This window comes from Microbacterium sp. P26 (genome assembly GCF_023712585.1).
GTDB lineage: Bacteria > Actinomycetota > Actinomycetes > Actinomycetales > Microbacteriaceae > Microbacterium > Microbacterium algihabitans_A.
The window spans coordinates 38,766-60,960 of record NZ_JAMAXZ010000009.1; the positions used below are offsets into that span (position 1 = coordinate 38,766).

Sequence of the window (22,195 nt, forward strand, 5' to 3'; positions counted from 1 at the left end):
TTAAGAACCGCGATTCCTTCGTTGCACATGCGCTCAAAACCCGCGATTGTCTTCTCTCGGCTGGATACAGTGACCCCATGGTGAGCCTGACTGCCGACATGAGCCCTTTGCACCCCGACCGCAACCTGGCTCTGGAGTTGGTGAGGGCGACGGAGGCTGCATCCATCCGCGCCGTCCCCTTCATCGGTCGAGGCGATAAGGAGGCCGCCGACGGTGCGGCCGTCGACGCGATGCGCGCGTTCTTCAGCACCGTCAACTTCGACGGCACGATCGTCATCGGTGAGGGCGAGAAGGACAACGCCCCCATGCTCTACAACGGGGAGCGCGTCGGCAGCGGTCGCGGACCCCAGTGCGACGTGGCCGTCGACCCGATCGACGGCACCTCGCTCACGGCCGCGGGCCGTCAGAACGCGCTCTCGGTCATCGCCGTGTCGGACCAGGGCACCATGCTCGACGCCTCGAGCGTGTTCTACATGGACAAGCTCGTCACGGGTCCCGCCGGTGTGGGCGTCGTCGACATCCGCCTCCCGATCGGGGAGAACATCCGACTGCTCGCGAAGGCCCTCGGCAAGCCGGTCGACGAGCTCGTCGTCTCGGTGCTGAACCGCCCGCGTCACGAGAAGCTGATCGCCGACATCCGCGAAGCCGGTGCCGGAACGCGCCTGATGAGCGACGGCGACGTCGCCGGTGGCATCAACGCCGCCCGCCACAACGCCCGCACCGACATGTGCGTCGGAATCGGCGGCAGCCCCGAGGGCATCGTCACCGCGTGCGCGATCAAGGCGCTGGGTGGCCACATCCAGGGTGTGCTCGCCCCGCGCACCGACGACGAGAAGGAGAAGGGTCGGGATGCCGGCCTCGACGTCGACGGCCAGGTGTACGAGGCCGATGGTCTGGTGAAGGGCAAGAACACGATCTTCGTCGCCACGGGCGTGACCGATGGTCAGCTCGTGCAGGGCGTCCGTCGCGATGGCGACTTCATCTACACCGAGAGCGTCGTGCTGCGCGGTGCCTCGGGAACGCTCCGCCGCATCTCGTCGGAGCACCTGACGTCGAAGTGGTTGTGACGCCGCGCGGCTGATCTCTTTGCCCGCGCGTCGCCTGCTGTGGATGCCGCGGCGCGTGTCTTTTCCTCGCGAGACTGCATCTCGCTGACAAGTCGGTTGCAAGCTGCAGCTGTTTCGTCAGCGAGATGCGTCTCGCGGTTCTAGGGGGCGCGGACCCCCACCCGAGCACGGGGCGCGGGGCGCGGACGCGGGGGTGCGTGGCACGGACGCGTGGTGCGTGGCGCGCGCGGGGCGTGGCGCGTGCGGGGCGCGGGGCGCGGGGTGCGGACGCGGGGTGCGTGGCGTGCGCGGGGCGCGGGGCGCGGGGGCGCGGGGCGAGGCGCGCGGTCGTCGTCCCGACGCGCAGATACAGCCGGGCGTGTCGTGACGCAAGCGTGACCGGCGTAGGAGGGCTCGTCTGGCAGAATCTCAAGGAGTGTCAACGGCGACGCTGTGTTCTTCCGAGACCCGAAGGGGGATCGTCCATGGCAACAGCTCCGACGAATCAGACAGCACCTCAGACAGGTGCGCAGGCGGTCATCGCCAGCGCGGTCGACCCCGCGCGCCGCCCCGACGTGCTCCTTCGCGTTCGCCGCGACGAGGGCCACGAGGTCAGTGCGTGGTGGATGGTCGGCGCCTTCGTCGGTGTCTCCGCGGCCGTGGTCAGCCTGCTGAGCTGGGTTCCCGGCGGGTCTTGAGCCTCGGCGCGGGCGAGCACTGCGGCTCATCCCTCTGAGTCACCGCGACCCTCTGAGTCACCGTGCCCCTCACTGGTCTCTTTCCAGTCCGGCGCGCTCCCGCACCGACCCGAGGTCTGCGCGGACAGCGGTGGGGCCGTCTCCGCCATCCGCGAACTGTGCTGACGGCTGGTCGTTGTCGAGATCGATCATCTCGGGGGCCGTCCATCGCCGCGGCGTCGCATCGAGCGCGGCCGGGGCCGCTACCGCGTCGAGCTTGGTCTCGTCGATGCCGGGGAACTTGCGCGCCGTGACGAGCACGCGCGACTCCAGGGATCCGGCGAAACGGTTGTAGCTGTCGACCGTCTTCTCGATCGCGCGACGGAGTTCGTTCGCGTGTCCGGCGAGCACCCCCACCCGCTCATACAGTTCGGTCCCGAGGGTGAAGAGCGTGCGGGCCTCGTCGGAGACGTCTTGCTGCGTCCACGTGAACGCCACCGTCTTGAGCACGGCCCACAGGTTCACCGGGGAGGCGAGGGCCACGCGCCGCGTGAAAGCGTAGTCGAGCAGCGTCGGGTCTTCGTCGAGTGCGGAGGCGAGCAGCGACTCGCTCGGCAGGAAGCAGACCACGAACTCGGGGCTCGTCGTCAGCCCCGACCAGTACGCCTTCTTCGCGAGGGCGTCGACATGCGCGCGCACGGCCCTCGCGTGCTTCGCGAGAAGACCGGAACGGCGGATGCCCTCGTCGCCGTTCGCCGTGACCGGGATCGCGCTCGCCTGCAGGTACGCATCGAGCGGCACCTTGGCATCCACCGCCAACGCTTTGCCCCCGGGCAGCCGCACGACCATGTCGGGTCGACCGGCGCCCGCGTCGCTCGAGATCGACGACTGCAAGTCGAAATCGACGTATCGGGTGAGACCGGCGGCCTCGACGACGCGGCGCAGCTGGGTCTCGCCCCACACTCCGCGGGTCGTTCCAGAGCGCATGGCGGAGGCGAGGGACTCCGTCGTCGCGCGCAGGGCTTCGTCTGCTTCGCGCGAGAGGCGCAGCTGCTCGCCGAGCGCGGTGTACTGCTCGACGCGGTCGCGCTCGAGACCGTCGACCTTTCGCTGCATCGCGTCGAGCGTCTCGCGCACGGGGTCGAGGGCGCGCAGCACGGTCTGCTCGCGACGTTCGCGCTCTTCTCGCGCAGCCTGGTCGGCCCGGGATTGCCCCGCCAGCTCGCGATAGAGCGACACCTGGTGGTCGAGCTGCGCCCTGAGGCCTGCACCCTCGGCCTCTGCGGCGGCCACCCGGGCCGACAGAGCCTGCTGCGCGGTCGCGTCGCGAGCCGCCGCGCGCGAGGTCGCGACGAACCAGCCGCCCGCGGCGCCGACGGCGAGGGCGATGATGACGAGGATGAGGGCGATCGCGTCCATGGGGTCAGCATGCACCAGACCTCCGACATCGCCGGCAAGACGGGCCGGAAGGGCTCAGGCGACCGCGCGCTCGGCCGGCTCGACGGCGATCTGCGACACCCGCACGCCGAGATGCGCGGCGAGGGCGAAGACGTCGTCCGCACCCGCGCGCCGGGCGCAGTCGATCGTGATCTCCGCGCACGCGACCGCATCGGCGAGGGCGTCGTGGTGGGCGAACGGCGAGCAGCCGGCCTCGGCGGCCACGAGCGGGAGGCGGTACGACGCGAGGGAGTAGGTCTTGCGCGACATCTGCACGCTGCAGAGGTAACGGTAGGGCGGGCACTCGTCGCCCGTCGCGGCGCACGCGCGGCGCAGCACCGACATGTCGAAGCCGGCGTTGTGGGCCACGAGCACGTCGGAACCGGCGAACGCGGCGAGGCGCTCCAGCTGCTCGGACCAGCCGGGCGCGTGCATCACGTCGGCAGGTTGTATCCCATGAATGCCGACGTTGATCGGCGCGAAATGGTCGTGACCGGCGGGAGGCTTGATCAGCCAGGCGGCGGTGGCGACGACGCGGCCGCCCCGGACCCGGGCGAGACCCACGGCACACGCGGACGCACCACTGGAGTTCGCCGTTTCGAAGTCGATCGCGGTGAAGTCCAGAGCCACGCCTCCACCCTCACCCGGCCCGGCGTCGAGCCGAGGAGGCGCGCCGGGGTCGGCGGCATCCGGGATTGCTCGAAAAGACTCCGGATGCCGTGTCGGAGGGTCGGCGTAGGGTCGGGGCCATGAGCGATCAGGCGAAGTCGACCTCGTTCGGACAGGCGGCCTCCGCCTATGAGTCGGGGCGTCCGGGCTACCCCGCCGAGGCGGTCGCGTGGCTGCTGGAGCGGGTGCGCGAACCGGGGCGCGGTCTGCGCGTCGCCGACGTCGGTGCCGGCACGGGCAAGCTGACGCGCTCCGTCGTCGAGCTCGGTGCCGACGTGGTGGCCGTCGATCCGGATGCCGACATGCTCGCGACCCTACGGGAGAACGCGCGAGGAGTGCCCACGTTCATCGGAACGGCCGAGAGCCTGCCGCTGCCCGATTCTGCCCTCGACGCCGTCGTCATGGGGCAGGCGTGGCACTGGGTCGACGTCGAGTCGGCCTCCCGTGAGGTCGCGCGTGTGCTGCGCAGCGGGGGAGAGCTGGGGCTCATCTGGAACATCCGCGACGACAGCGTCGACTGGGTGAAACAGCTGACGGCGGCGATGGGCGGTTCGAACGCCGAGGTGCTCCTGGCGACGAGCGGACCGCGCGTGGCGGAGCCTTTCGAGGGGCTGGAGCACCGTGAGTGGCGCTGGGATCGGCAGATCACCCTGCCGCAGTTGCGCGACCTCGTCGGCTCGCGCAGCGACGTGATCACGGCCAGCCCCGAGAAGCGCGCGGGCATCGACGCCGCGGTCGACGGGGTCGTGGCATCCGTGCCGGGACTCGCCGACGGCGGGGCGGTCGCGCTGCCGTACGTCACCCACGCGTTCCGCGCGCGACGACCCTGACGCGGTGAGGAGTCTCTCAGCCGGGTAACCTGGACTCCCGTGGCTCTTACCATCGGAATCGTCGGCCTTCCCAACGTCGGAAAGTCGACCCTCTTCAACGCTCTGACCAAGAACTCGGTGCTCGCGGCGAACTACCCGTTCGCCACCATCGAGCCCAACGTCGGGGTCGTGAACCTTCCCGATGTGCGCCTGCAGAAGCTCGCCGACGTGTTCGGCAGCGAGCGGCTCGTGCCCGCTGCGGTGTCGTTCGTCGACATCGCCGGCATCGTCCGCGGCGCGAGCGAGGGCGAGGGCCTCGGCAACCAGTTCCTCGCGAACATCCGTGAAGCGGATGCCATCGCGCAGGTCGTGCGCGGATTCGCCGACGACGACGTCGTGCACGTCGACGGTTCGGTCAACCCGGCGAACGACATGGAGACCATCAACGCCGAGCTGCAGCTCGCCGACCTCCAGACGCTCGAGAAGGCGATCACCCGATACGAGAAAGAGGTCAAGGGCAAGAAGCTCGACCCCTCGGTGCTCGAGGCCGCCAAGGCCGCGCAGGACGCCCTTCAGCGTGGCGTGCTGCTGTCGGCATCCGGAATCGACCTCTCGCCCATCCGCGAGCTGGGACTGCTCACCGCCAAGCCGTTCATCTTCGTCTTCAACGTCGACGAGGCCGTGCTCACCGATCCGTCGCGCAAGGACGAACTCGCCGCTCTGGTCGCCCCCGCGAAGGCCGTGTTCCTCGACGCGAAGATCGAGTCGGAGCTCATCGACCTCGACCCCGAGGACGCCGCCGAGCTGCTCGCGTCGACCGGTCAGGACGAGTCAGGCCTCGACCAGCTCGCCCGCATCGGCTTCGACACGCTGGGCCTGCAGACCTACCTCACCGCCGGCCCCAAGGAAGCGCGCGCCTGGACGATCCCGCAGGGCGCGAAGGCGCCGCAGGCGGCCGGTGTCATCCACACCGACTTCGAGAAGGGCTTCATCAAGGCGGAGGTCATCTCGTTCGACGACCTCGTCGAGCTCGGCTCGGTCTCCGAGGCCCGTGCGAAGGGCAAGGCCCGCCTCGAAGGCAAGGACTACGTCATGCAGGACGGCGACGTGGTGGAGTTCCGCTTCAACAACTGAGCGGGTCGAGAGGAGCGGTCGGGTGAGTCGCGACGGGATCCGACGGGACGCGGGGCGACGCGTCGCAGAGCTTCGGGCTCGGCTCATCGAGTGGGACGTTCTCGGGGTCTATGCCGACGACGACGGACCGGGTGATGAGAACGAGTACGACGATCTGATCGCGCCGATTATGCGTTGGCTCGGGGCTGGTGACGACGCCCCTCTCCTCAGTGCGCGCATCGTGACTCTCTTGCGCGACGATTATGGTCTCGACATTCCGCATGAGGATGCGGCGTTGCCGTTCGCTTCGTCGCTCGTCCGATGGTGGCGGGAGGCCAACTCGAACATGGACACGGCGCCGTCTATGAGCCCTGCGGCAGGGCCGCGGCGGCGCGGAGATCCGGTGAATTCGTGAACGACATTCGCACGTTCAAGATCGCGCAGTTCGTGTGCCTTCCCGTGTGGATTGGCGCAATGTTCGCCGTGTTCGCCGCACCCGCTGAGGGGCGGTTGATCTGGCTCGTTCTCTGGATCATCGCGGCGATCGTGTTCTTCGTCGCGTTCTGGCGCGCCATGTGGCTCTCCGCAGATCCCGTGCGCGACCGACGCCGCGACGATCAGTAGTGGTAGCGAGCCTGCAGGATCGTCACTCGAGCGTCGTCGGCGACGTAGACGAGCCGGTTCGCCTCATCGATGCGTCGTGACCACGCTCCCGCCAGCGCGTGCTTCAGTGGCTCGGGCGTGCCGATCCCGTCGACGGGATCGTCACGCAGAACGTCGGCGAGGAGCAGGTTGATGCGGCGAACTGTTTTTCGATCCTGGGTCTGCCAGTAGAGGTAGTCCTCCCGCGCGCCGCTGGTCCACGCGAGGAGACGTTCTCTCACGGTTCGACGAGCTCGTGCGACTCGACGTCTCCGGCGCGCGCGTCCTGGAGCGCGCTCAGAAGTCGACGAGCGTTCTCGGGGGATCGGAGAAGGTAGCTCGTCTCGATGAGAGAGTCGTACTCATCCTTCGACATCAGCCCCCGATGGGGGTGGGGTTCGTCGGGTTCGGGGGGACGGGGAGCGACCCGTTGATGCGGTTCTGCGCCTGGCACTGGCTGGTGCAGTTGGTCGCACCCGCGGAGAGCTCGATCGCGTCCTCGCCCAGCACGCCGCCCATGCGGCCGCCCGAGGCGACGGTCCACTTCGTGACGGTCGCATCCTGGTAGGTCTTCGTGGCGACCTGCGGGCTGTCCTTGCCCAGCAGCATCTGGTGCGCGCCGGGGCCGGAGGTCACGGCATCCACCCCGTTTCCGAAGTTGATTTTGCCGGTGTACGGGTTGACGAAGGAGAAGAGCCCGGGGCCGAGCGTGTGCACGAGCTCGACCGGGGCGGCGAACTCGGGCTCCATCTGGAAGATGCCGCCCTGCGCGCCGTCCTTCGCCTGGATCTTCAGCTTGCCGCCGGCAGTGGTGAAGATCGCCACCAGGGAGTCGTCGCGCACCTCGAGACTCGACAGCCGGGCACCGCTGCGCTGGGCGGCCGTGAGGGTCGGGACCTTCGAGGCGAACACGACGGTGGGGCTCGTGACCATGCGCTGCGTGTCGGGAGCGCCCGTGAGCGTGTAGTCGTAGACGCCGAGCGTGGCGGGGTCGATCGTGAAGCGGTTGTTCGTGCCGCTGACGGTGATGCGGCCCGAGACGGCGACGTCTTTGAGCTTCGCGTCCTTGCCGGGTGCGGGGTTGTAGGTGGTGCCGTTCACGGTGACGGCGTAGTCGCCGCCGACCGAGGTCGTCTTCGCCTGCGCGGCGGCGGGGAAGAGGAGACCGGATGCCGCGACCAGGGCGGCCGCGACGATCGCGGTGGTGCGGGTCAGGGTCGAACGGGGGGAGGTGCTGCTGCTCATGAGGGCCTCGTTTCGTCGGTTGAGCTGCTCCCACCGTCGCGGCCGGCGCCCGGACCGGGCAATGCGACCTTGGTACTACGACCATCGTCCGATGGCCCGACCGTGCGGTTTCGCGAACAGTGGACAGCGTTCCCCGCACCGCGGGTGAAAATGGGCGAAAGGACGGATGACATGAAGAAGCGGATCCTTGTCGGAGCGGGAGCCCTGCTGATAGCTGCCGCACCCGCGGCGATCGGGTTGTGGGGCAATGCGTCGTTCGCCGAATCGGTGCCGGTGCCGGTGCCCTCGCTCGCCCAGGTGCTCGCGCCGACGCCCTCGCCCTCGGCATCCGTCGACGATCGTGGCGGAAACGTTCCGCGCGATCAGCGGGTCGAGCCCGGCGACGACCGCGACGGCGGCGCCACCTCGACCGATGACTCCGCTCCCGGCGGCGGCTCGCCCGGCAGCGACGACGGTGCGGCGGTGACGACTCCCGAAGATGCCGGTGGCGACGCCCCGCGCGACACGCGCGTCGAACCCGGCGATGACAGAGCCGTGCAGGGCACGGGCGATTCGACGCAATCCCGTACCGACGACAGCGGCCGCTCTGACGGCGGCGGCGCGGATGACGGCGGCACGAGCGGACACGGCGGCGACCGCCACGGGGGAGACGACTGAGTGGCATCCGACCCCTCCGCTCCGTCCTGGGAGGTGCTCGTCACGGCGCGCCCCTCTCGGACGCTCCCGCGCACCCTGTCGACCCGTGCCGTGCTGCTGCGCCTCGCCGCGGGGCTGGCCGCCGTGCTGGTGGCCGTCGCAGCGCTCGCCGGGTTCGGTGCGCAGTGGCTCGCGGAGCGCGAGGCGGTCAACGACGCCGCGCAGGTGACCAACGTGCTCGCGGACGCCGTCGTGCGGCCCGCGCTCAGTGACGCGCTCGCCGCGGGAGACCCGGCCGCCGTCGCTGCCTTCGACGTGACCGTGCGGTCGCAGATCCTCGGCGACGACGTCATCCGGGTGAAGATCTGGAGCCCCGAGGGGCGCGTGCTCTACGCCGACGAGCCGCAGCTGATCGGCCGCACCTTCGAGCTCGACGAGGCCCAGCGCGCTGCTCTGACCACTCCGTCGACCCGCGCGGCGGTCTCCGACCTGTCGGAGGACGAGAACGAGTTCGAGAGCGGGTCGCGCCTGCTCGAGGTCTACCGTCCGGTGTGGTCGGCGAGCGGGCAGCAGCTGCTGTTCGAGGTCTACTACCCCTACGAGCCCGTCGCGGCGCGCTCAGCGGAGCTGTGGCGCGGATTCGCCGGCGTGACGACGAGCAGTCTGCTGTTGCTCGTCGTGCTCACCGCCCCGATCGTCTGGACGCTGCTGCGGCAACTCCGCCGCGCCGAGACGCGACGCAGCGAACTGTTGCAGCGGGCGGTGGATGCGTCGGATGCCGAACGCCGACGCATCGCGGGCAGCCTGCACGACGGCCCGGTGCAGGAACTCGTCGCGACCAGCTACGGCGCCGAGAGCGCGGCCGTCGAGGCGGACCGCCGCGGCGAGGAGGCCGGAGCGTCGCGCCTGCGGGAGGTGGCGGCGGCGGTCCGCGGAAACGTGCGGGTTCTGCGCTCGCTGTTGGTCGACATCTACCCCGAGAGCCTGGGCGCGTCCGGTCTCGCCTCCGCGCTGCACGACCTCGCGGCGACGGCCCGCACGCGGGGAGCCGACGTCGTACTCGACCTGCGGATGCCGGTGGACGAACTATCGGAGGAGCAGGATCGCCTGCTGTACCGGGTCGCGCAGGAGGCTCTGCGCAACGCCGTGACCCACGCGGCTCCCTGCCGCGTCGTGATCACCGTGGCCGCGGAGACCGGCGGCACCGTGCTGACGGTCGCCGACGATGGGTGGGGGTTCGACGCGGCGACCCTGCACCGCCCACCCGCCGAGGGGCACCTCGGCACCCGCGTCCTGCGCGACCTCGCCACCGATGCCGGCGCCGAGCTCGCCCTCGCCACCGCTCCCGGTCACGGCACGGCGTGGCGCTTGACCCTTCCCCCGCACGATCGCCCCCGGGAGTCCGAATGATCCGCGTCCTCGTCGTCGACGACCACTCGATGGTGCGGGAGGGACTCGCCTCGGTGCTCGCCGCGGACGGCGACATCGTCGTGTCCGCCACCGCGGCGAACGGCGCGGAGGCGGTCGCGCTCGTCGGCACCACCGAGGTCGACGTCGTCGTCATGGACGTGTCGATGCCCGTGATGGACGGGATCGCGGCGACGCGTGCCGCGCGGGCGGAGCATCCCGGCATCCGCGTGCTGGTGCTGACCTCGTTCGGCGACCGCGACCAGGTGCGTCGGGCGATCGCCGCCGGCGCCACGGGGTATCAGCTCAAGGACGCCGAGCCCGCCGACCTGCGCTCCGCCGTGCGATCCGTCGCGGAGGGACATACGCCGCTCGACGCCCGCGTCGCCGGGGCGCTGCTTCCGGATGCCGCGGCGCCGGGCAACGGCCTCAGCGCGCGCGAAGAGGAGGTGCTGCGACTCGTTGCGAACGGCCTCGCGAACAAGCAGGTGGCCACGGCGCTCGGCATCTCGGAGCGGACCGTGAAAGCCCATCTGGGCAACGTCTTCCGGCAGATCGGTGTCGCCGACCGCACGAGCGCCGCGTTGTGGGCGCGGGATCACCTGTGAGGCCGTCACGGGACGCCCACGCCGGCGGCGCGCCGCGACGTGCGCGGGCTCAGAGGTCGCTGTAGTCGTCCGCCGGAACGAGGATCGACTTCACCGAGTCGCCGTCGAGCACGAGCATGACGTACTCGCGACCCGTCTCGCCGGGGCGCTGCAGGGACTGAGTGCCTGGCACGTCGCGGAAGCCGAGGCGCAGCTCGGTGGAGTCGAAACCGTCCACCGCGCCCGCTGCCACCCCTTCGGCGCGTGTGGAGCCGACGGAGAGACCCTCGGCCGTCACGACGGGGTGTCCCGCCACGGTCGGGCTCGACACGAACAGGCGTCCGGTCGCCGAGCCGTCGTTCGGCACGGTCATCTTCAGGCCGGGCCACTCGACCACGGTCATCTGGAGGTCGTACCCCGGAGGGCCCTCGGCAGGAGACGTCGACGGTGCGCTGCCGAGGGCGGCGGTCCACGCGTCCACGGCGCTCAGCGAGTACTCGAGCGTTGGTCCGTCCGAGAGCGACGCGCTGTCGAGCGACAAGGTCAGCACGGCGTCACTCGAGGGGGCGTCGGACCCGGCGGTTGGTGAAGGCGAAGGCGGGACCGTGGTCGAGGCGGCGGCCGTGGGCGTGCTCGGGGCCGAGGGATCGGCACTCGGTTGGGACGCGCACCCGGCGGATCCCAAGAGCAGGGCTGCGGCGAGAGGGAGGGCGAGGACGCGGCGTGAGCGGGGCACGATGCGACGATATCCATCAAGGGCGGGCTGTCGAGGTTCGCCGCGATAACGATCCGACAACGCGGATCTCGCGCACGAATCGCAACCGACGAGGACGGATCGGTCGGGTTGCCGCACCCGGCGGCTCAGCCCAGCTCTCCGGGATGGGTGAGGCGCCACCACAGCGTCGGCTCCTCGATCGCGCCCGAGATCTTCACGCTCGACGAGGTCGATCGGGGCCCTGCGGTCCACGAGACGCTGCCCACGACCTCACCGTCGGCGTAGTTCTGCGGTGTGGTGGTCTTCAGATCGACCGCGATCGGGGTGTCCGACCACGTGCGCACCTCGCTCGTCTGAGCGAGCACGAGCGAGGCCTTGGCGCCCCAGGGCGTCGAGATCGAGCCGATGGTGTCGCCGACCGTGCCGACGGTGACGTCGTGGAACCCGTCCGCGACCCCCTGCAGCATGCGCCGCACGTCATCGTCGGTGGAGTCGTGCGTCCCGCCGCCCATGCGCACCCCGGTGATCTGCAGGGGCGTGCCGACGCCGACGTCGAGGCGGGAGGTGAAGAGCAGATTGAACGTGCCGTCGCCGAGATTGCCGGTCTTGAGCCCCGTGACTCCGAGGGTGCCCAGCAGGTCGTTGGTGTTGGTGACGTATCCGGGACCGGGTACGTCGATCGAGCCGGTGGCGGCGATGGCCGCGACGGCGGGATTCGCCGCGGCGAGGCGCGCGAGGGCGAGCAGATCGCTCGGCGTGCTGGTGTTGCGGGAGTCGAGCCCGGTGGCATCCACGATGCGGGTGTTGGTCAACCCGTTCGCGCTCAACCACGCGCGGGCGGCCTGCACGTAGGCGCCCTCCGAGCCGAAGCCCCACCGCGCGAGGGCGACGGCGTAGTTGGCGGCCGAGGGGAGCAGCATCGTCGCCAGGGCATCGTGCTGCGACATGCGCGTGCCGTCGGGCATGCGGGCGACGACGGCGTCCTGCACGTAGAACTGGTCGTACAGGTCGGTGTCGGCCCTGGTGAACGAGATCGTGGGACCGGGGTCGTCGGCGCTCGCGAGCGGGTGCGCATCGAGCACGACCAGCGCCGTGATGAGTTTCGCGACGCTGGCGAGGGAGCGGGCGTCGTCGCCACCGGCCGAGGCGAAGACGTTCGCGGCGTCGGGCCCCAGGAAGGCGTCTCCGCCCTCGACCCGGAGGAGAGCGGCACCGGTCGCGGGCATGGGCACGGACGCGACTGCCCCGGGGGCCACCGCGGGAGCCTGCGAGGTGACGGTGGGAGCGGGCAGCGCCGCCGTCGACGCCCACCACACGTACCCGCCGGAGCCGGCGAGGAGCAGCAGGATCACCCCGAGGAAAGAGAGGGCGACGATCTTGCCCGCCGGTCCGGGCGGGGTCGGCTCCGGGGGAGCGTCGTCGAGCAGATCGGCGAAATCCGCGAGCGTGTGAGACGTGGTCATGAGCGGTCACGGACGATCGTGATGGCTGCTTCCCCCCGGTGCATGCTCCGAACCTAACCCGGAGGTGTGCCTCACGGCGAGACGAATATCAAGCCCCCCTCACGCGTGGAGGTCGGCGACTTACCGTGTAAACACATCGGGAGATTCCCGAAGACCACAGGGAGGAGCCGACATGGGACTCGACGACAAGATCAAGAACGCCGCGGAGAACATCGCTGGTAAGGCGAAGGAAGCCACTGGCAAGGCGACGGACAACGAGCGCCTCGAGGCCGAAGGTCAGGCCGACCAGACCAAGGCCCACGCCAAGCAGGCCGGCGAGAACGTCAAGGACGCCTTCAAGTAAGTCGCCCTCCCCGAAGTGCCCTCACCCCTCGCGGGTGGGGGCACTTCGTCTTTTCGGACGACATCGCGCCGACCCGGGCGGTGCCCGCCACGGCGCGCCCCGTGGCGGGTGGCAGCGAGGCCGACCGGGATAATGGCGACATGACCGCTGTCGTTCCCACCGAGACGCCCACGCTCGTCTCGGGCACCCCCGTCGTCCTGCGCGCCCACGGCTACGAAGCCGCGATCGCGAGCGTGGGCGCCTCCCTCCGCTCCCTCACCTTCGAGGGTCGCGACCTCGTCGTCCCCTTCGCCGCAGACGAACTGCGTCCCGCCTACCGCGGCACGACGCTCGCGCCGTGGCCGAACCGCGTCGTCGACGGCATCCATCACTTCGACGGCGTCGAGCACCAGCTGCCCCTCACCGAGCCGAACCGCGGCCACGCCCTGCACGGACTGCTGTCGTGGGTCGACTGGAACGTCCGCGAGGCGACCGACGACTCCGTCACCCTCGTCGCCACGATCACCGCGCAGGCCGGCTACCCGTGGTGGGTCGTCGTGTCGACCACGTTCTCGCTGGATGCCGACGGCCTCACGCAGACCGTGCGCGCCACCAACCTGTCGGACACCCCCGCACCGTGGGGCACCGGGCCGCACCCGTACCTCGTCGCGGGACCCGCGACCCTCGACGAGTGGACCCTCGGCCTGCCGGCCGACACCGTGCTGGAGGTCACCCCGGACCGCTTGGCGCCGGTGGCCCTGGCATCCGTCACCTCCGACGCCGAGCGATTCGACTTCCGTGAACCGCGAGTGCTCGGCGCCGTGGAGATCGACCACGCGTACACGGGTCTGATCCCGGATGCCGGCGCCCGCACGACCGTCACGCTCACCGACCCGTCGGGCACGGGCGTGGCCATGAGCTGGGGTGCGGACTGCCCGTGGGTGCAGATCCACACCGCAGACCTCCCGGCCGGTCCTGGCACGCCCGGACACCGCGCCGGCCTCGCCGTGGAACCGATGACGTGCGCGCCCGATGCGTTCAACGACGACGCGTACGACTTCGCCACCGGCGTCGTCTCGCTCGACCCCGGTGCTTCGCACGAGGCCGGCTGGACTATCTCGGCCCGCTGAGCCCTTGAACGACAGAACCGCCCCGGAGTGATCCGGGGCGGTTCTGTCGTTCAGGCGGTCAGACGACCTGGGCGCCGCACATGCCGCAGTCGCCGCCGACCGAGACCTCGACGAAGCAGTCGGGGCACATCGTGCGCGTCGGGCGGTCGGTGATCAGCATCGGCTTCGAGCTCGGGGTGCGACGCTCCTTCGGGGCGGACGCGGCGCGTGCGCGTCGAGCCTCGATGGTCGGAGCGGGCGGCGGCGGGGGAGCGACCGGCTTGTGCGCCTCGCAGTAGAAGCGGACGAAGCCGCCGTGGTGCTTGGGGTGCTGGTGCTTCACCGCCCACAGCTCGGTGCGGTCGTACAGGGGGCCGTCGGCACCGCACGCGACGCAGCGGGTGGCTTCGCCCGGAACGACGTCGGCGACCAGCACGGGGACATCGAAGCGGATGGCATCGCGCCAGTCCTGCGACGAGACGATCTTCATGGGGGACCCTTCTTCGGGCGGTTCGGGCCGCCTCACCTTCAACGGTACGCTCCTGGCCGCCCGTCGGGGGACGCGATCGTGCGCGGATGGGGTGGACAGCGGCCGGAGCCCCCCGGATAGGTTGGGAGCAATTCCCCCGTGCCGCGGTTCGCGGCACCCGTCGAAGGAGAAGCATGGAACTCGCCGCTCTCGGAGCAGTCGGTCTGATCGCCGTCATCGTCGTGGTGGTCGCGATCGTCGTGATCCTGGTCCTGGCCCTCGTCGTCCGCGGGTGGTACCGCGTCGCCAAGGCCGACGAAGCCCTGGTCATCGTCGGAAAGCGGCAGAAGGGCGCCGACGGCGAGTCGTCGCGCATCACGGTGATCACCGGCGGGGGAGCGATCGTCAACCCGCTCACCCAGCGCGGCGAGATGATCTCGCTGCGGGCCCGCCAGATCAAGATGGAGCCCACCGCGCAGTCGTCGAACGGCGTCACGGTCAACGTCAGCGGCGTGGCCCTGGTGAAGATCGGGTCCGACCCGGAACAGGTGCGCCGCGCGGCCGAACGCTTCGCCTCGCAGGACAAGGCGATCGAGCAGTTCACCACCGAGCAGCTCGAGGGTGCGCTGCGCGGCGTCGTCGCGACGCTGACCGTCGAAGAACTCATGCGCGATCGTCAGCGTCTGTCGGACCAGATCGCCGAGGGCATCAAGGGCGATCTGTCGTCGCAGGGCCTCATCCTCGACTCGTTCCAGATCCAGGGCGTCACCGACAGCAACGGCTACATCTCGGCGCTCGGCGCCACCGAGGTCGAGCGCGTCAAGCGCGAGGCCGAGGTCGCCCGCATCAACGCCGTGCGCGAGATCCGCGCCCGCCAGATCGCCACCGACGAGGCCAACCTGATCGAGCAGACCAAGCTCGACAAGAACAGCGCCGCGGCCAAGGCCGAGGTCGGCCGCGCCAACGCCGAGGCCGAGCAGGCCGAAGCCCTCGCCCGCGCCGAGCGTCGCCAGGCGGTGCTCGAGCAGGAGGCCCAGAACACGCAGGCGCGCCTCGAGTCCGAGGTCAACCGCGTCGCCGACGCCGACCTGTACCAGCGTCAGAAGGACGCCGACGCCGATTCGTACGCGCAGATCAAGGCCGCTCAGGCCCGTGCGCAGATCGCCGAGCAGGAAGCCGCCGCCGTGCGCGTGCGCGCCGAGGCCGATGCGCAGTCGGTGCGCCTCGCCGGTGAGGCTCGTGCCGAGGCGATCCGCGCGGAGGCCGAGGCCCTGTCGCACAACCAGGAGGCCCTGCTCGCCCAGCGTGCGCTCGAGTCGCTGGTGCCCATGATGGCGGAGTTCGCCAAGGGCTACGACCGCGTCGGGAACATCACCGTGCTCGGCGGCGAGGGGGCCAGCGGTCACCTCGCGACCGAGTCGGCGACGGGCCTGCGTTCGTCGTTCGAGGCCGTGAAGGCCGCCACCGGCATCGACCTGACGCAGATCATCCAGGGCCGCGCGATGGCCGACGCCTTCGCCGAGTCGACGCAGCGGCCGGCCGCCACCGGCACCACGCCCGCGTCCTCGGCGCCGTCGATCGCCCCCACGGCATCCGAGCCCGGAGCCTGAGAGCAGCGCCGACATGCCCGAGGCACCCGAGGTCGAGGCGCTCGCGCTGTTCCTGCGCGAGCGCCTCACCGGTCATGAGGTCGTCGGTGTCGACCTCGTCGAGGGGCGGGCGCTGAAAACGCGTGCCCGCCCCCTCGACGAGGTGGTCGGCCGGCGGGTGACCGCGGTCACGCGGTTCGGCAAGCACATCGACCTCGACCTCGACGGGGCGCACCTCGCGCTCGGCTTCGGTCGGGCGGGATGGGCGACCTGGCAGGACGCGGGGGCCGCAAAGATCGACTCCGCGGCCGCGGTGATCGCGCGGGTCGCGTTCGACGACGGCATCCTGGGCATCACCGACGCCGGTGAGTGGCTCTCCGTGCAACTGCACGTGGTGGATGCCGCCGATGAGGTGCCCGCGGTGGCGAAGCTGGGTCCGGATGCCGCGGACCCGGCGTTCTCGCGCGACATGCTCGTGACCGCGCTCGGCGGCCGGCGCAAGCAGCTGAAGGCCCTGCTGCAGGAGCAGGAGACGCTGGCCGGGATCGGCAACGCGTACTCCGACGAGATCCTGTTCGCGGCGCGGCTGGACCCGACGGCGCATGCGGCGAGCCTGAGCGCCGACGAGATCACCCGGCTGCATGCAGCCCTTCACGACACTTTGACCTCGGCCGTGCTCGCGCGACGGGGAGTGCCGATCGCCGAGCAGAAGGCCGCGAAGGTCGCCGCGATGCAGGTGCACGGGCGCACGGGCGAAGCCTGTCCGGGCTGCGGCGGCGTGGTCGAAGACATCCCCGGCACCAAGGGCGGCGGTCAGTGGTGTCCCGCGTGCCAGTCGTCCTCCGCGTGAGGGGTCGAGAAGTGTCGCCTGGCGCGTGCCTCGGCCGCGCGTGCCTGTCTTCCCGCGCGTGAGGGGTCGAGAAGTGTCGCCTGGCGCACGCCTCGGCCCCGCGTGCCTGTCTTCCCGCGCGTGAGGGGGCAAGAAGTGTCGCCTGGAGCACGCCTCGGCGACATTTTCTGACCCCTCACGCGTTGACGAGGGCCCCGGACCGGAGTCCGGGGCCCTCGTCAACAGGGAGCTCAGGCCGTCTGGCCGGAGTGCTTCCCCTCGGCGACCTCTTCGACGAGCTTCGCGTTGAATGCGGGCAGGTCGTCGGGGTTGCGGCTCGAGACCAAGCCCTGGTCGACGTGCACCTCTTCGTCGACCCAGGTGGCGCCGGCGTTGCGCAGGTCGGTCTGCAGCGTCGGGTAGCTGGTGAGCGTGCGGCCCTTCAGCACGTCGGCCTCGGTGAGGATCCATCCGCCGTGGCAGATGACGGCGACCGGCTTGTGCTGGTCGAAGAAGCCGCGGGTGAACGACACGGCGTCCTTCACGATGCGGATGTCGTCGGCGTTCTGCACGCCGCCGGGGAGCACGAGCGCGTCGAAGTCGCCCGCAGAGGCACCGGAGACCGAGAGGTCGACCTTCTGCTCGTGACCCTTCTCGCCGCTGATGCTGCCGTCGTTCGGGGAAACGAGCACGGCCTCCGCGCCGGCGGAGGTCACGGCCTCCCACGGGCTGGTGAGCTCGCTGTCTTCGAATCCGTCGGTGGCCAGGAACGCGATGCGCTTTCCGCTGAGATCGGTCATGTCGAACGCCTCTCTTGTTGTCGATCGGGGGTGATCCCACGCTAGGAACGGCCGCCGCGGGCGAGGCGGGGGTTGCGGATGCCGCGGGGCGGCGGTAGTCCCGCGCGGCGGCCCTCGCGCTCTCGCGCAGGCGTAGGATCGAGCGCATGTCCGGTGAACTCACGTCCGACACGGCCGTCGCATCCAAGCCGCTGATCACGCTGCTGAACGCGCCCGCTGTCGAGACCGACGACGACAAGCCCTCCGCCTCGCAGTGCTGCGGCGGCGGCTCCTGCTCGATCTGATCCGGCGCTGACGCGGCAGCCCAGCCGCGGAAGTTCGTTGCGCTCCGTCGTGCGGACGGTTCGGCTCCCGCCTGACCGCGGCGACGCCAAGACGGGCCTGAGCCCGCCTCGAATCCGCCTTGGTGCGCAGTGGCCGGAGCACCTCCGTCTCCGCCTCGGTAGGCGATAGCCGAGCGTCCGACTCCTTCGCCTCGTTCCGCGTCAGGGCTCGGTGGCCGGTGCGCCGACCTCCTGCGCCCCCGCCTCAGTGCGCGATGACCGGAGCGTCCGACTCCTCCGCCTCCGCGGGCTTGCGGACGAAGCACGCGAGGACGACCGCGGCGGTGGCGATGACCGCGCCGACGAGGAACGACACGTGCACGCCCGACGCGACGGCGCCGGGCTGATCGGCGCCACCGGCGAGGGCGGTGCTCGAGAACACGGTCATGATCGCGACGAAACCGGCCGTGCCGGCGGCTCCTGCGACCTGCTGAGCCGTGCCCACCACGGCACTGCCGTGCGAGTACAGCCGACGGGGGAGCGAGCCCAGCGCCGAGGTCATCAGCGGGGTGAAGACGAGTCCGAGTCCGAGATTCAGCCCGAGGTACACGGTGACGATCCACCAGATGGGAGTGCTCTGGTCGAAGGTGAGTGCCATCGTCCACAGCACGGCAGCCGCGATGACCATGCCGGGGATGACGAGGGGGGTCGGCCCGAAACGGTCGAAGAGGCGGCCGACGATCGGCGCCATGACACCCATGAGCACGCCGCCCGGAAGCAGCATGAGGCCGACGGTGAGGCTGGAGAGGCCGAGTGCCTGCTGCAGGAAGATGGGCAGCAGGATGAGCGAGCCGAACAGCGCGGCCATCACGATCGCGACCAGCGGGACCGCGAGTCGGAACGACGGGCTCTGGAACACGCGGAGGTCGAGCAGGGCGGCATCCGAGCGCTGCAGTCGCAGCTGACGGATCACGAAGACGGTGACGAAGACGGCGCCGACGGCGAGGGGGATCCACACCGGGACGGACGCGTGTCCGGATGCCGATTCTCCGATCGCGCTGAGGCCGTAGACCAGACCGCCGAAGCCGATCGCCGACAGGATCACGGAGAGCACGTCGAATCGTGCGTCGGGACGGGTCTGGGTGACGTTGCGGACCCACCGAGCGCCGAGCGCGATGGCCACGAGGGCGATGGGGAGGATGAGCCAGAAGATCGCGTGCCAGGTGAGCGCGGACAGGATGAGGCCGGAGACCGTCGGGCCGACCGCGGGGGCGACGGCGATGACGATCGTGACGACGCCCATGACGCGGCCGCGCTTGTTCGCGGGGACCAGGTTCAACACGGTGGTGAACAGCAGAGGCATCATCACGCCCGTGCCCATCGCCTGGATGATGCGCCCCACGAGCAGCACCCCGAACGCCGGCGCGATCGCGGCGACGAGCGTGCCCACCGCGAACACCCCCATCGCGGCGAAGAAGACGTTGCGGATCGGGAAGCGCTCGAGGAGGAAGCCGGTCAAGGGGATGACGACGGCCATCGTCAACAGGAACGCCGACGTCAACCACTGACCGGTCGCGGCGCTCACGCCGAAGTCGGCCATGATCGCGGGGAGCGCCACCGACATCGTCGTCTCGTTGAGGATGACGACGAACGCGGCGACGACGAGGAGGGCGATCACCGGGCCGGAGCGGTGCGACGAGGCCTCCGGAGTGGGCGCGGAGTTGGGCCGAGAGACGGGGACGGTGCCGGTGGTGGCCATGACGAGGTCCTTTTCGAGACGGGGGGCTTCGTGGCGCCACGCGGGCGACTGCAGGGAGGGCAACGGCGGCCGCCGGTGGGATATTCCGACATCGAGACATTTCTCGTTCCGGACGCCGCGGCGGGCGCGCCGAGTCTATCGAGAGGCTCCGACATCGAGGCCTCGCGAGCCGGTGTCGGTGGTCGGACGTAGGCTGGCCCGCATGAGCATGGGCGGGATGAGCGGGAGCATGTTCCGCGGCGTGGACGCCGAGTCGCAGCGTCGCCGCAACGCGCAGGCACCGCAGGTCGCGAACCTCGGTCGTCGCGTGGTCGAGCTCTTCCGGCCCTACCGGTGGCGCATCGTCTGGACCGCCGTACTGGTGGTCGTCGGTGCCGCCGTGGCCGTGATCCCCCCGCTGCTCGTGCAGCGCATCTTCGACGACGCGCTCTTCCCCGTCGACGGCTCGAGTCCCGATCTGCGGCTGCTGGCGACGCTCGTCAGCATCATGATCGTGCTGTTCCTCTTCTCAGCGGGGCTCAACGTCGCCCAGACGTGGCTCACCGCCACGGTCGGCAACCGGGTGACGGGCGACCTGCGCACCCGTCTGTTCGACCACCTGCAGTCGATGGAGCTCGGCTTCTTCACCCGCACCAAGACCGGCGTCATCCAGTCCCGTCTGCAGAACGACGTGGGCGGGGTCTCGGGGGTGCTGACCAACACGGTCACGAGCATCCTCGGCAACGCGGTGACGGTGATCGCCTCGCTGGTGGCGATGATCCTCATCGATTGGCGCCTGACCCTCATCGCGGTCGCGCTCATGCCGTTCCTCATCTTCGTGCAGCGCCGCGTCGGGCAGGTGCGCGCGCGCATCGCCGGCGAGACGCAGGAGTCGCTGTCGGAGCTGTCGGCCATCACGCAGGAGACACTGAGCGTCAGCGGCATCCTGTTGTCGAAGTCGTTCAATCGCCAGCGCACCGAGTCGGCACGCTTCGACGCCGAGAACGACAACCAGGTGCACCTGCAGGTGCGTCGGGCCATGAGTGGTCAGGGCTTCTTCGCCGTCGTCCAGGTCATCATGTCGAGCGTCCCGGCGATCATCTACCTCGTCTCGGGCTACCTCATCGGCGGGGGCGCCGGAGCGATCACCGCCGGCACGATCGTGGCGTTCACCACCGTGCAGGCGCGCCTGCTCATGCCGCTCATGGGCCTCATGCGCGTCGCCCTCGACGTGCAGACCTCGTCGGCGCTGTTCGCCCGCATCTTCGAGTACCTCGACCTGCGTCCCGCGATCGTCGACGTGCCCGACGCGAAGCCGGTGTCGGCGGCGCCCGGGCCGGTCGGGCGGATCGAGTTCCGCGACGTCGAGTTCCGCTACCCCGACGCCCCCGAACAGGCGCGTCCGACGCTCGACGGCGTCTCGTTCACGGTCGAGCCCGGTCAGCACGTCGCCTTCGTCGGCCCGTCCGGTGCGGGTAAGACGACGATCCTGTATCTCACCCCGCGCATGTACGAGGCCAGCGGCGGGGCCGTGATGTTCTCGGGCGCCGACGTGCGCACCCTCGACCGCGCGTCGATCATCGACGAGATCGGCATCGTCTCGCAGGAGACCTACCTCTTCCACGCCACCGTTCGCGAGAACCTCCGCTACGCCCGCCCCGACGCGACCGACGACGAGATCGAGGCCGCCTGCCGTGCGGCGAACATCCACCACGTCATCTCATCGTTCGAGGCCGGGTACGACACGGTCGTGGGCGAGCGCGGCTATCGCCTCTCGGGCGGCGAGAAGCAGCGCATCGCCATCGCGCGCGTGCTGCTGAAAGACCCGCCGGTGCTGCTGCTCGACGAGGCGACGAGCGCCCTCGACACCGTGTCGGAGCGCATCGTCCAGGAGGCCCTCGAGACGGCGTCGCACGGCCGCACGACCCTGTCGATCGCGCACCGCCTGTCGACGGTGATCGGCGCGGATCAGATCCACGTGGTGGATGCCGGCCGCATCGTCGAATCGGGAACGCACAGCGAACTGCTGGCCCAGGGCGGCCTGTACGCGAGCCTCGCCGCCGAGCAGCTGGCCTCGTCGTTCGTGCTCGCGGAAGAGCAGCTCGACGCAGCGGGTCTCGCCCGCGCGGCCCTTCCCTCGCGCCGCGCCGACGAAGCTCCGGACTGACGCGCGGCAGGACCTCGCGTCGCGACCGGTCACGGGGGCTTCGACAAGCTCAGCCACCCGGGCGCGACCCCGGGTGAAGGCGGGACTCTGAGCCCGAAGGGGCCGCTGCGCGGGGGAGGACCCTGAGCTTGTCGAAGGGTCTGGGCCCCGCGGCGTGCGTCGTGTGCGCAACGGCGGGGGCTTTTCGCGGAGACGCCGGGTGTCGGCATCCGTTGTCGGTGTGTCGTCCACGGGGCCCGCCGTTGTGTACGAGGCAGAGACCTCGCGCCACGTCCGATCACGGTGGCTTCGACACGCTCAGCCACCTCGCGCGGGGGGCCCGCAGAGGTGTCTAGCGCGCGAGAATGCATCTCGCTGACAAGAGGGTGTCAGCCTGCAACCGACATGTCAGCGAGATGCAGTCTCGCGATCCCAAGCCCGGGCGGCGCAGGGCCCCGGCGCGCAGGGCCCCGGCGCGCAGGGC

The 22,195-nt window shown here is 70.5% G+C and carries 25 protein-coding genes; 15 read left to right on the top strand and 10 right to left on the bottom strand.

What is annotated here, in order from left to right:
• Nucleotides 1–77 precede the first annotated feature (77 nt).
• Nucleotides 78–1,067 carry a class II fructose-bisphosphatase gene (gene glpX, locus M3667_RS15765; RefSeq protein WP_144835263.1) on the top strand — a complete coding sequence of 330 codons (990 nt, stop codon included), beginning with the start codon at nt 78–80 and terminating at the stop codon, nt 1,065–1,067.
• Nucleotides 1,068–1,531: 464 nt separating this feature from the next.
• Nucleotides 1,532–1,744: a UDP-N-acetylmuramyl pentapeptide phosphotransferase gene (locus M3667_RS15770; protein WP_251509429.1), complete on the top strand. Its 213-nt coding sequence runs from the start codon at nt 1,532–1,534 to the stop codon at nt 1,742–1,744.
• Nucleotides 1,745–1,813: 69 nt separating this feature from the next.
• On the opposite strand, the gene M3667_RS15775 is transcribed toward M3667_RS15770, so the two are convergent.
• Together M3667_RS15775 and M3667_RS15780 are read right to left on the bottom strand one after the other, a co-directional pair.
• Nucleotides 1,814–3,142 (bottom strand): DNA recombination protein RmuC, encoded by a 1,329-nt coding sequence (locus tag M3667_RS15775; RefSeq protein ID WP_251509430.1) that lies wholly within the window; start codon nt 3,140–3,142, stop codon nt 1,814–1,816.
• Nucleotides 3,143–3,196: 54 nt separating this feature from the next.
• On the bottom strand, nt 3,197–3,790 hold the full coding sequence (locus tag M3667_RS15780; protein ID WP_251509431.1) for a 3'-5' exonuclease: 594 nt from the start codon (nt 3,788–3,790) through the stop codon (nt 3,197–3,199).
• Nucleotides 3,791–3,909: 119 nt separating this feature from the next.
• On the opposite strand from M3667_RS15780, the gene M3667_RS15785 reads away from it, so the two are divergent.
• The 4 genes from M3667_RS15785 to M3667_RS15800 are packed head-to-tail and all read left to right on the top strand — an operon-like array spanning nt 3,910 to nt 6,375.
• Complete coding sequence (locus M3667_RS15785; RefSeq protein ID WP_251509432.1) at nt 3,910–4,659, top strand: class I SAM-dependent methyltransferase; 750 nt, start codon at nt 3,910–3,912, stop codon at nt 4,657–4,659.
• Between the two features lie 39 nt (nt 4,660–4,698).
• Nucleotides 4,699–5,772: a redox-regulated ATPase YchF gene (gene ychF / locus M3667_RS15790; RefSeq protein WP_251509433.1), complete on the top strand. Its 1,074-nt coding sequence runs from the start codon at nt 4,699–4,701 to the stop codon at nt 5,770–5,772.
• 22 nt (nt 5,773–5,794) lie between these two features.
• Nucleotides 5,795–6,166: a hypothetical protein gene (locus tag M3667_RS15795; RefSeq protein ID WP_251509434.1), complete on the top strand. Its 372-nt coding sequence runs from the start codon at nt 5,795–5,797 to the stop codon at nt 6,164–6,166.
• A complete protein-coding gene (locus M3667_RS15800) occupies nt 6,163–6,375 on the top strand; it encodes a hypothetical protein (RefSeq protein WP_251509435.1) in 213 nt (70 codons plus the stop codon). Before M3667_RS15795 ends, M3667_RS15800 begins: the two co-directional genes overlap by 4 nt.
• Here M3667_RS15800 and M3667_RS15805 read toward each other — a convergent pair.
• The 3 genes from M3667_RS15805 to M3667_RS15815 are packed head-to-tail and all read right to left on the bottom strand — an operon-like array spanning nt 6,369 to nt 7,638.
• Nucleotides 6,369–6,635: a Txe/YoeB family addiction module toxin gene (locus tag M3667_RS15805; RefSeq protein ID WP_251509436.1), complete on the bottom strand. Its 267-nt coding sequence runs from the start codon at nt 6,633–6,635 to the stop codon at nt 6,369–6,371. The two genes, M3667_RS15800 and M3667_RS15805, sit on opposite strands and share 7 nt — an antisense overlap.
• Nucleotides 6,632–6,769 carry a type II toxin-antitoxin system Phd/YefM family antitoxin gene (locus tag M3667_RS15810; protein WP_251509437.1) on the bottom strand — a complete coding sequence of 46 codons (138 nt, stop codon included), beginning with the start codon at nt 6,767–6,769 and terminating at the stop codon, nt 6,632–6,634. The genes M3667_RS15805 and M3667_RS15810 overlap by 4 nt, the downstream gene beginning before the upstream one ends.
• On the bottom strand, nt 6,769–7,638 hold the full coding sequence (locus M3667_RS15815; RefSeq protein WP_251509438.1) for a hypothetical protein: 870 nt from the start codon (nt 7,636–7,638) through the stop codon (nt 6,769–6,771). The genes M3667_RS15810 and M3667_RS15815 overlap by 1 nt, the downstream gene beginning before the upstream one ends.
• Before the next feature lie 171 nt (nt 7,639–7,809).
• Here M3667_RS15815 and M3667_RS15820 point away from each other — a divergent pair, with 171 nt between their 5' ends.
• From M3667_RS15820 to M3667_RS15830, 3 genes are read left to right on the top strand one after another with little or no spacing between them, the layout of a single operon-like run.
• Nucleotides 7,810–8,295, top strand: coding sequence for a hypothetical protein (locus M3667_RS15820; RefSeq protein WP_251509439.1), 486 nt, complete (start codon nt 7,810–7,812; stop codon nt 8,293–8,295).
• On the top strand, nt 8,296–9,684 hold the full coding sequence (locus M3667_RS17085) for an ATP-binding protein (RefSeq protein WP_251509440.1): 1,389 nt from the start codon (nt 8,296–8,298) through the stop codon (nt 9,682–9,684).
• Nucleotides 9,681–10,289 (top strand): response regulator transcription factor, encoded by a 609-nt coding sequence (locus M3667_RS15830; RefSeq protein ID WP_251509441.1) that lies wholly within the window; start codon nt 9,681–9,683, stop codon nt 10,287–10,289. Before M3667_RS17085 ends, M3667_RS15830 begins: the two co-directional genes overlap by 4 nt.
• 49 nt (nt 10,290–10,338) lie before the next feature.
• Here the strand turns inward: M3667_RS15830 and M3667_RS15835 are convergent, their stop codons facing one another.
• Both M3667_RS15835 and M3667_RS15840 read right to left on the bottom strand, forming a co-directional pair.
• Nucleotides 10,339–10,818: a hypothetical protein gene (locus M3667_RS15835; protein ID WP_251509442.1), complete on the bottom strand. Its 480-nt coding sequence runs from the start codon at nt 10,816–10,818 to the stop codon at nt 10,339–10,341.
• A 311-nt stretch (nt 10,819–11,129) separates the two neighbouring features.
• The gene (locus tag M3667_RS15840) at nt 11,130–12,446 is read right to left on the bottom strand and encodes a D-alanyl-D-alanine carboxypeptidase family protein (protein ID WP_251509444.1); all 1,317 of its coding nucleotides are present in this window, start codon (nt 12,444–12,446) and stop codon (nt 11,130–11,132) included.
• Nucleotides 12,447–12,618: 172 nt separating this feature from the next.
• Between M3667_RS15840 and M3667_RS15845 the strand changes: the two genes are divergently transcribed.
• Together M3667_RS15845 and M3667_RS15850 are read left to right on the top strand one after the other, a co-directional pair.
• Nucleotides 12,619–12,789: a CsbD family protein gene (locus tag M3667_RS15845; protein ID WP_074697048.1), complete on the top strand. Its 171-nt coding sequence runs from the start codon at nt 12,619–12,621 to the stop codon at nt 12,787–12,789.
• A 140-nt stretch (nt 12,790–12,929) separates the two neighbouring features.
• Entirely contained in the window at nt 12,930–13,898 is a 969-nt protein-coding gene (locus tag M3667_RS15850; RefSeq protein WP_251509446.1) for an aldose 1-epimerase family protein, read from the top strand.
• Between the two features lie 58 nt (nt 13,899–13,956).
• Here M3667_RS15850 and M3667_RS15855 read toward each other — a convergent pair whose 3' ends face one another.
• Nucleotides 13,957–14,367: a glucose-6-phosphate dehydrogenase gene (locus M3667_RS15855; protein WP_251509448.1), complete on the bottom strand. Its 411-nt coding sequence runs from the start codon at nt 14,365–14,367 to the stop codon at nt 13,957–13,959.
• Nucleotides 14,368–14,540: 173 nt separating this feature from the next.
• Between M3667_RS15855 and M3667_RS15860 the strand changes: the two genes are divergently transcribed.
• Both M3667_RS15860 and M3667_RS15865 read left to right on the top strand, forming a co-directional pair.
• Nucleotides 14,541–15,956, top strand: a complete 1,416-nt coding sequence (locus tag M3667_RS15860; protein WP_251509451.1) for a flotillin family protein — start codon at nt 14,541–14,543, stop codon at nt 15,954–15,956.
• Between the two features lie 13 nt (nt 15,957–15,969).
• A complete protein-coding gene (locus M3667_RS15865) occupies nt 15,970–16,785 on the top strand; it encodes a DNA-formamidopyrimidine glycosylase family protein (RefSeq protein WP_251509452.1) in 816 nt (271 codons plus the stop codon).
• 230 nt (nt 16,786–17,015) lie between these two features.
• Here M3667_RS15865 and M3667_RS15870 read toward each other — a convergent pair whose 3' ends face one another.
• Nucleotides 17,016–17,564, bottom strand: coding sequence for a type 1 glutamine amidotransferase domain-containing protein (locus M3667_RS15870; protein ID WP_144835217.1), 549 nt, complete (start codon nt 17,562–17,564; stop codon nt 17,016–17,018).
• 146 nt (nt 17,565–17,710) lie between these two features.
• Here M3667_RS15870 and M3667_RS15875 point away from each other — a divergent pair, with 146 nt between their 5' ends.
• Complete coding sequence (locus M3667_RS15875) at nt 17,711–17,848, top strand: hypothetical protein (protein ID WP_251509454.1); 138 nt, start codon at nt 17,711–17,713, stop codon at nt 17,846–17,848.
• A gap of 244 nt (nt 17,849–18,092) precedes the next feature.
• On the opposite strand, the gene M3667_RS15880 is transcribed toward M3667_RS15875, so the two are convergent.
• Complete coding sequence (locus M3667_RS15880) at nt 18,093–19,586, bottom strand: MDR family MFS transporter (protein ID WP_251509456.1); 1,494 nt, start codon at nt 19,584–19,586, stop codon at nt 18,093–18,095.
• A 208-nt stretch (nt 19,587–19,794) separates the two neighbouring features.
• On the opposite strand from M3667_RS15880, the gene M3667_RS15885 reads away from it, so the two are divergent.
• Nucleotides 19,795–21,732, top strand: a complete 1,938-nt coding sequence (locus M3667_RS15885; protein WP_251509594.1) for an ABC transporter ATP-binding protein — start codon at nt 19,795–19,797, stop codon at nt 21,730–21,732.
• The last annotated feature ends 463 nt before the right edge of the window (nt 21,733–22,195 follow it).

Excerpts from the sequence above, each read along its gene's own strand:
- glpX (WP_144835263.1), top strand. The coding sequence starts at position 78 with ATGGTGAGCCTGACTGCCGACATGAGCCCTTTGCACCCCGACCGCAAC.
- M3667_RS15770 (WP_251509429.1), top strand. The coding sequence starts at position 1,532 with ATGGCAACAGCTCCGACGAATCAGACAGCACCTCAGACAGGTGCGCAG.
- M3667_RS15775 (WP_251509430.1), bottom strand. The coding sequence starts at position 3,142 with ATGGACGCGATCGCCCTCATCCTCGTCATCATCGCCCTCGCCGTCGGC.
- M3667_RS15785 (WP_251509432.1), top strand. The coding sequence starts at position 3,910 with ATGAGCGATCAGGCGAAGTCGACCTCGTTCGGACAGGCGGCCTCCGCC.
- M3667_RS15810 (WP_251509437.1), bottom strand. The coding sequence starts at position 6,769 with ATGTCGAAGGATGAGTACGACTCTCTCATCGAGACGAGCTACCTTCTC.
- M3667_RS15815 (WP_251509438.1), bottom strand. The coding sequence starts at position 7,638 with ATGAGCAGCAGCACCTCCCCCCGTTCGACCCTGACCCGCACCACCGCG.
- M3667_RS15820 (WP_251509439.1), top strand. The coding sequence starts at position 7,810 with ATGAAGAAGCGGATCCTTGTCGGAGCGGGAGCCCTGCTGATAGCTGCC.
- M3667_RS15830 (WP_251509441.1), top strand. The coding sequence starts at position 9,681 with ATGATCCGCGTCCTCGTCGTCGACGACCACTCGATGGTGCGGGAGGGA.
- M3667_RS15840 (WP_251509444.1), bottom strand. The coding sequence starts at position 12,446 with ATGACCACGTCTCACACGCTCGCGGATTTCGCCGATCTGCTCGACGAC.
- M3667_RS15845 (WP_074697048.1), top strand. The coding sequence starts at position 12,619 with ATGGGACTCGACGACAAGATCAAGAACGCCGCGGAGAACATCGCTGGT.
- M3667_RS15850 (WP_251509446.1), top strand. The coding sequence starts at position 12,930 with ATGACCGCTGTCGTTCCCACCGAGACGCCCACGCTCGTCTCGGGCACC.
- M3667_RS15855 (WP_251509448.1), bottom strand. The coding sequence starts at position 14,367 with ATGAAGATCGTCTCGTCGCAGGACTGGCGCGATGCCATCCGCTTCGAT.
- M3667_RS15860 (WP_251509451.1), top strand. The coding sequence starts at position 14,541 with ATGGAACTCGCCGCTCTCGGAGCAGTCGGTCTGATCGCCGTCATCGTC.
- M3667_RS15865 (WP_251509452.1), top strand. The coding sequence starts at position 15,970 with ATGCCCGAGGCACCCGAGGTCGAGGCGCTCGCGCTGTTCCTGCGCGAG.
- M3667_RS15870 (WP_144835217.1), bottom strand. The coding sequence starts at position 17,564 with ATGACCGATCTCAGCGGAAAGCGCATCGCGTTCCTGGCCACCGACGGA.
- M3667_RS15875 (WP_251509454.1), top strand. The coding sequence starts at position 17,711 with ATGTCCGGTGAACTCACGTCCGACACGGCCGTCGCATCCAAGCCGCTG.
- M3667_RS15880 (WP_251509456.1), bottom strand. The coding sequence starts at position 19,586 with ATGGCCACCACCGGCACCGTCCCCGTCTCTCGGCCCAACTCCGCGCCC.
- M3667_RS15885 (WP_251509594.1), top strand. The coding sequence starts at position 19,795 with ATGGGCGGGATGAGCGGGAGCATGTTCCGCGGCGTGGACGCCGAGTCG.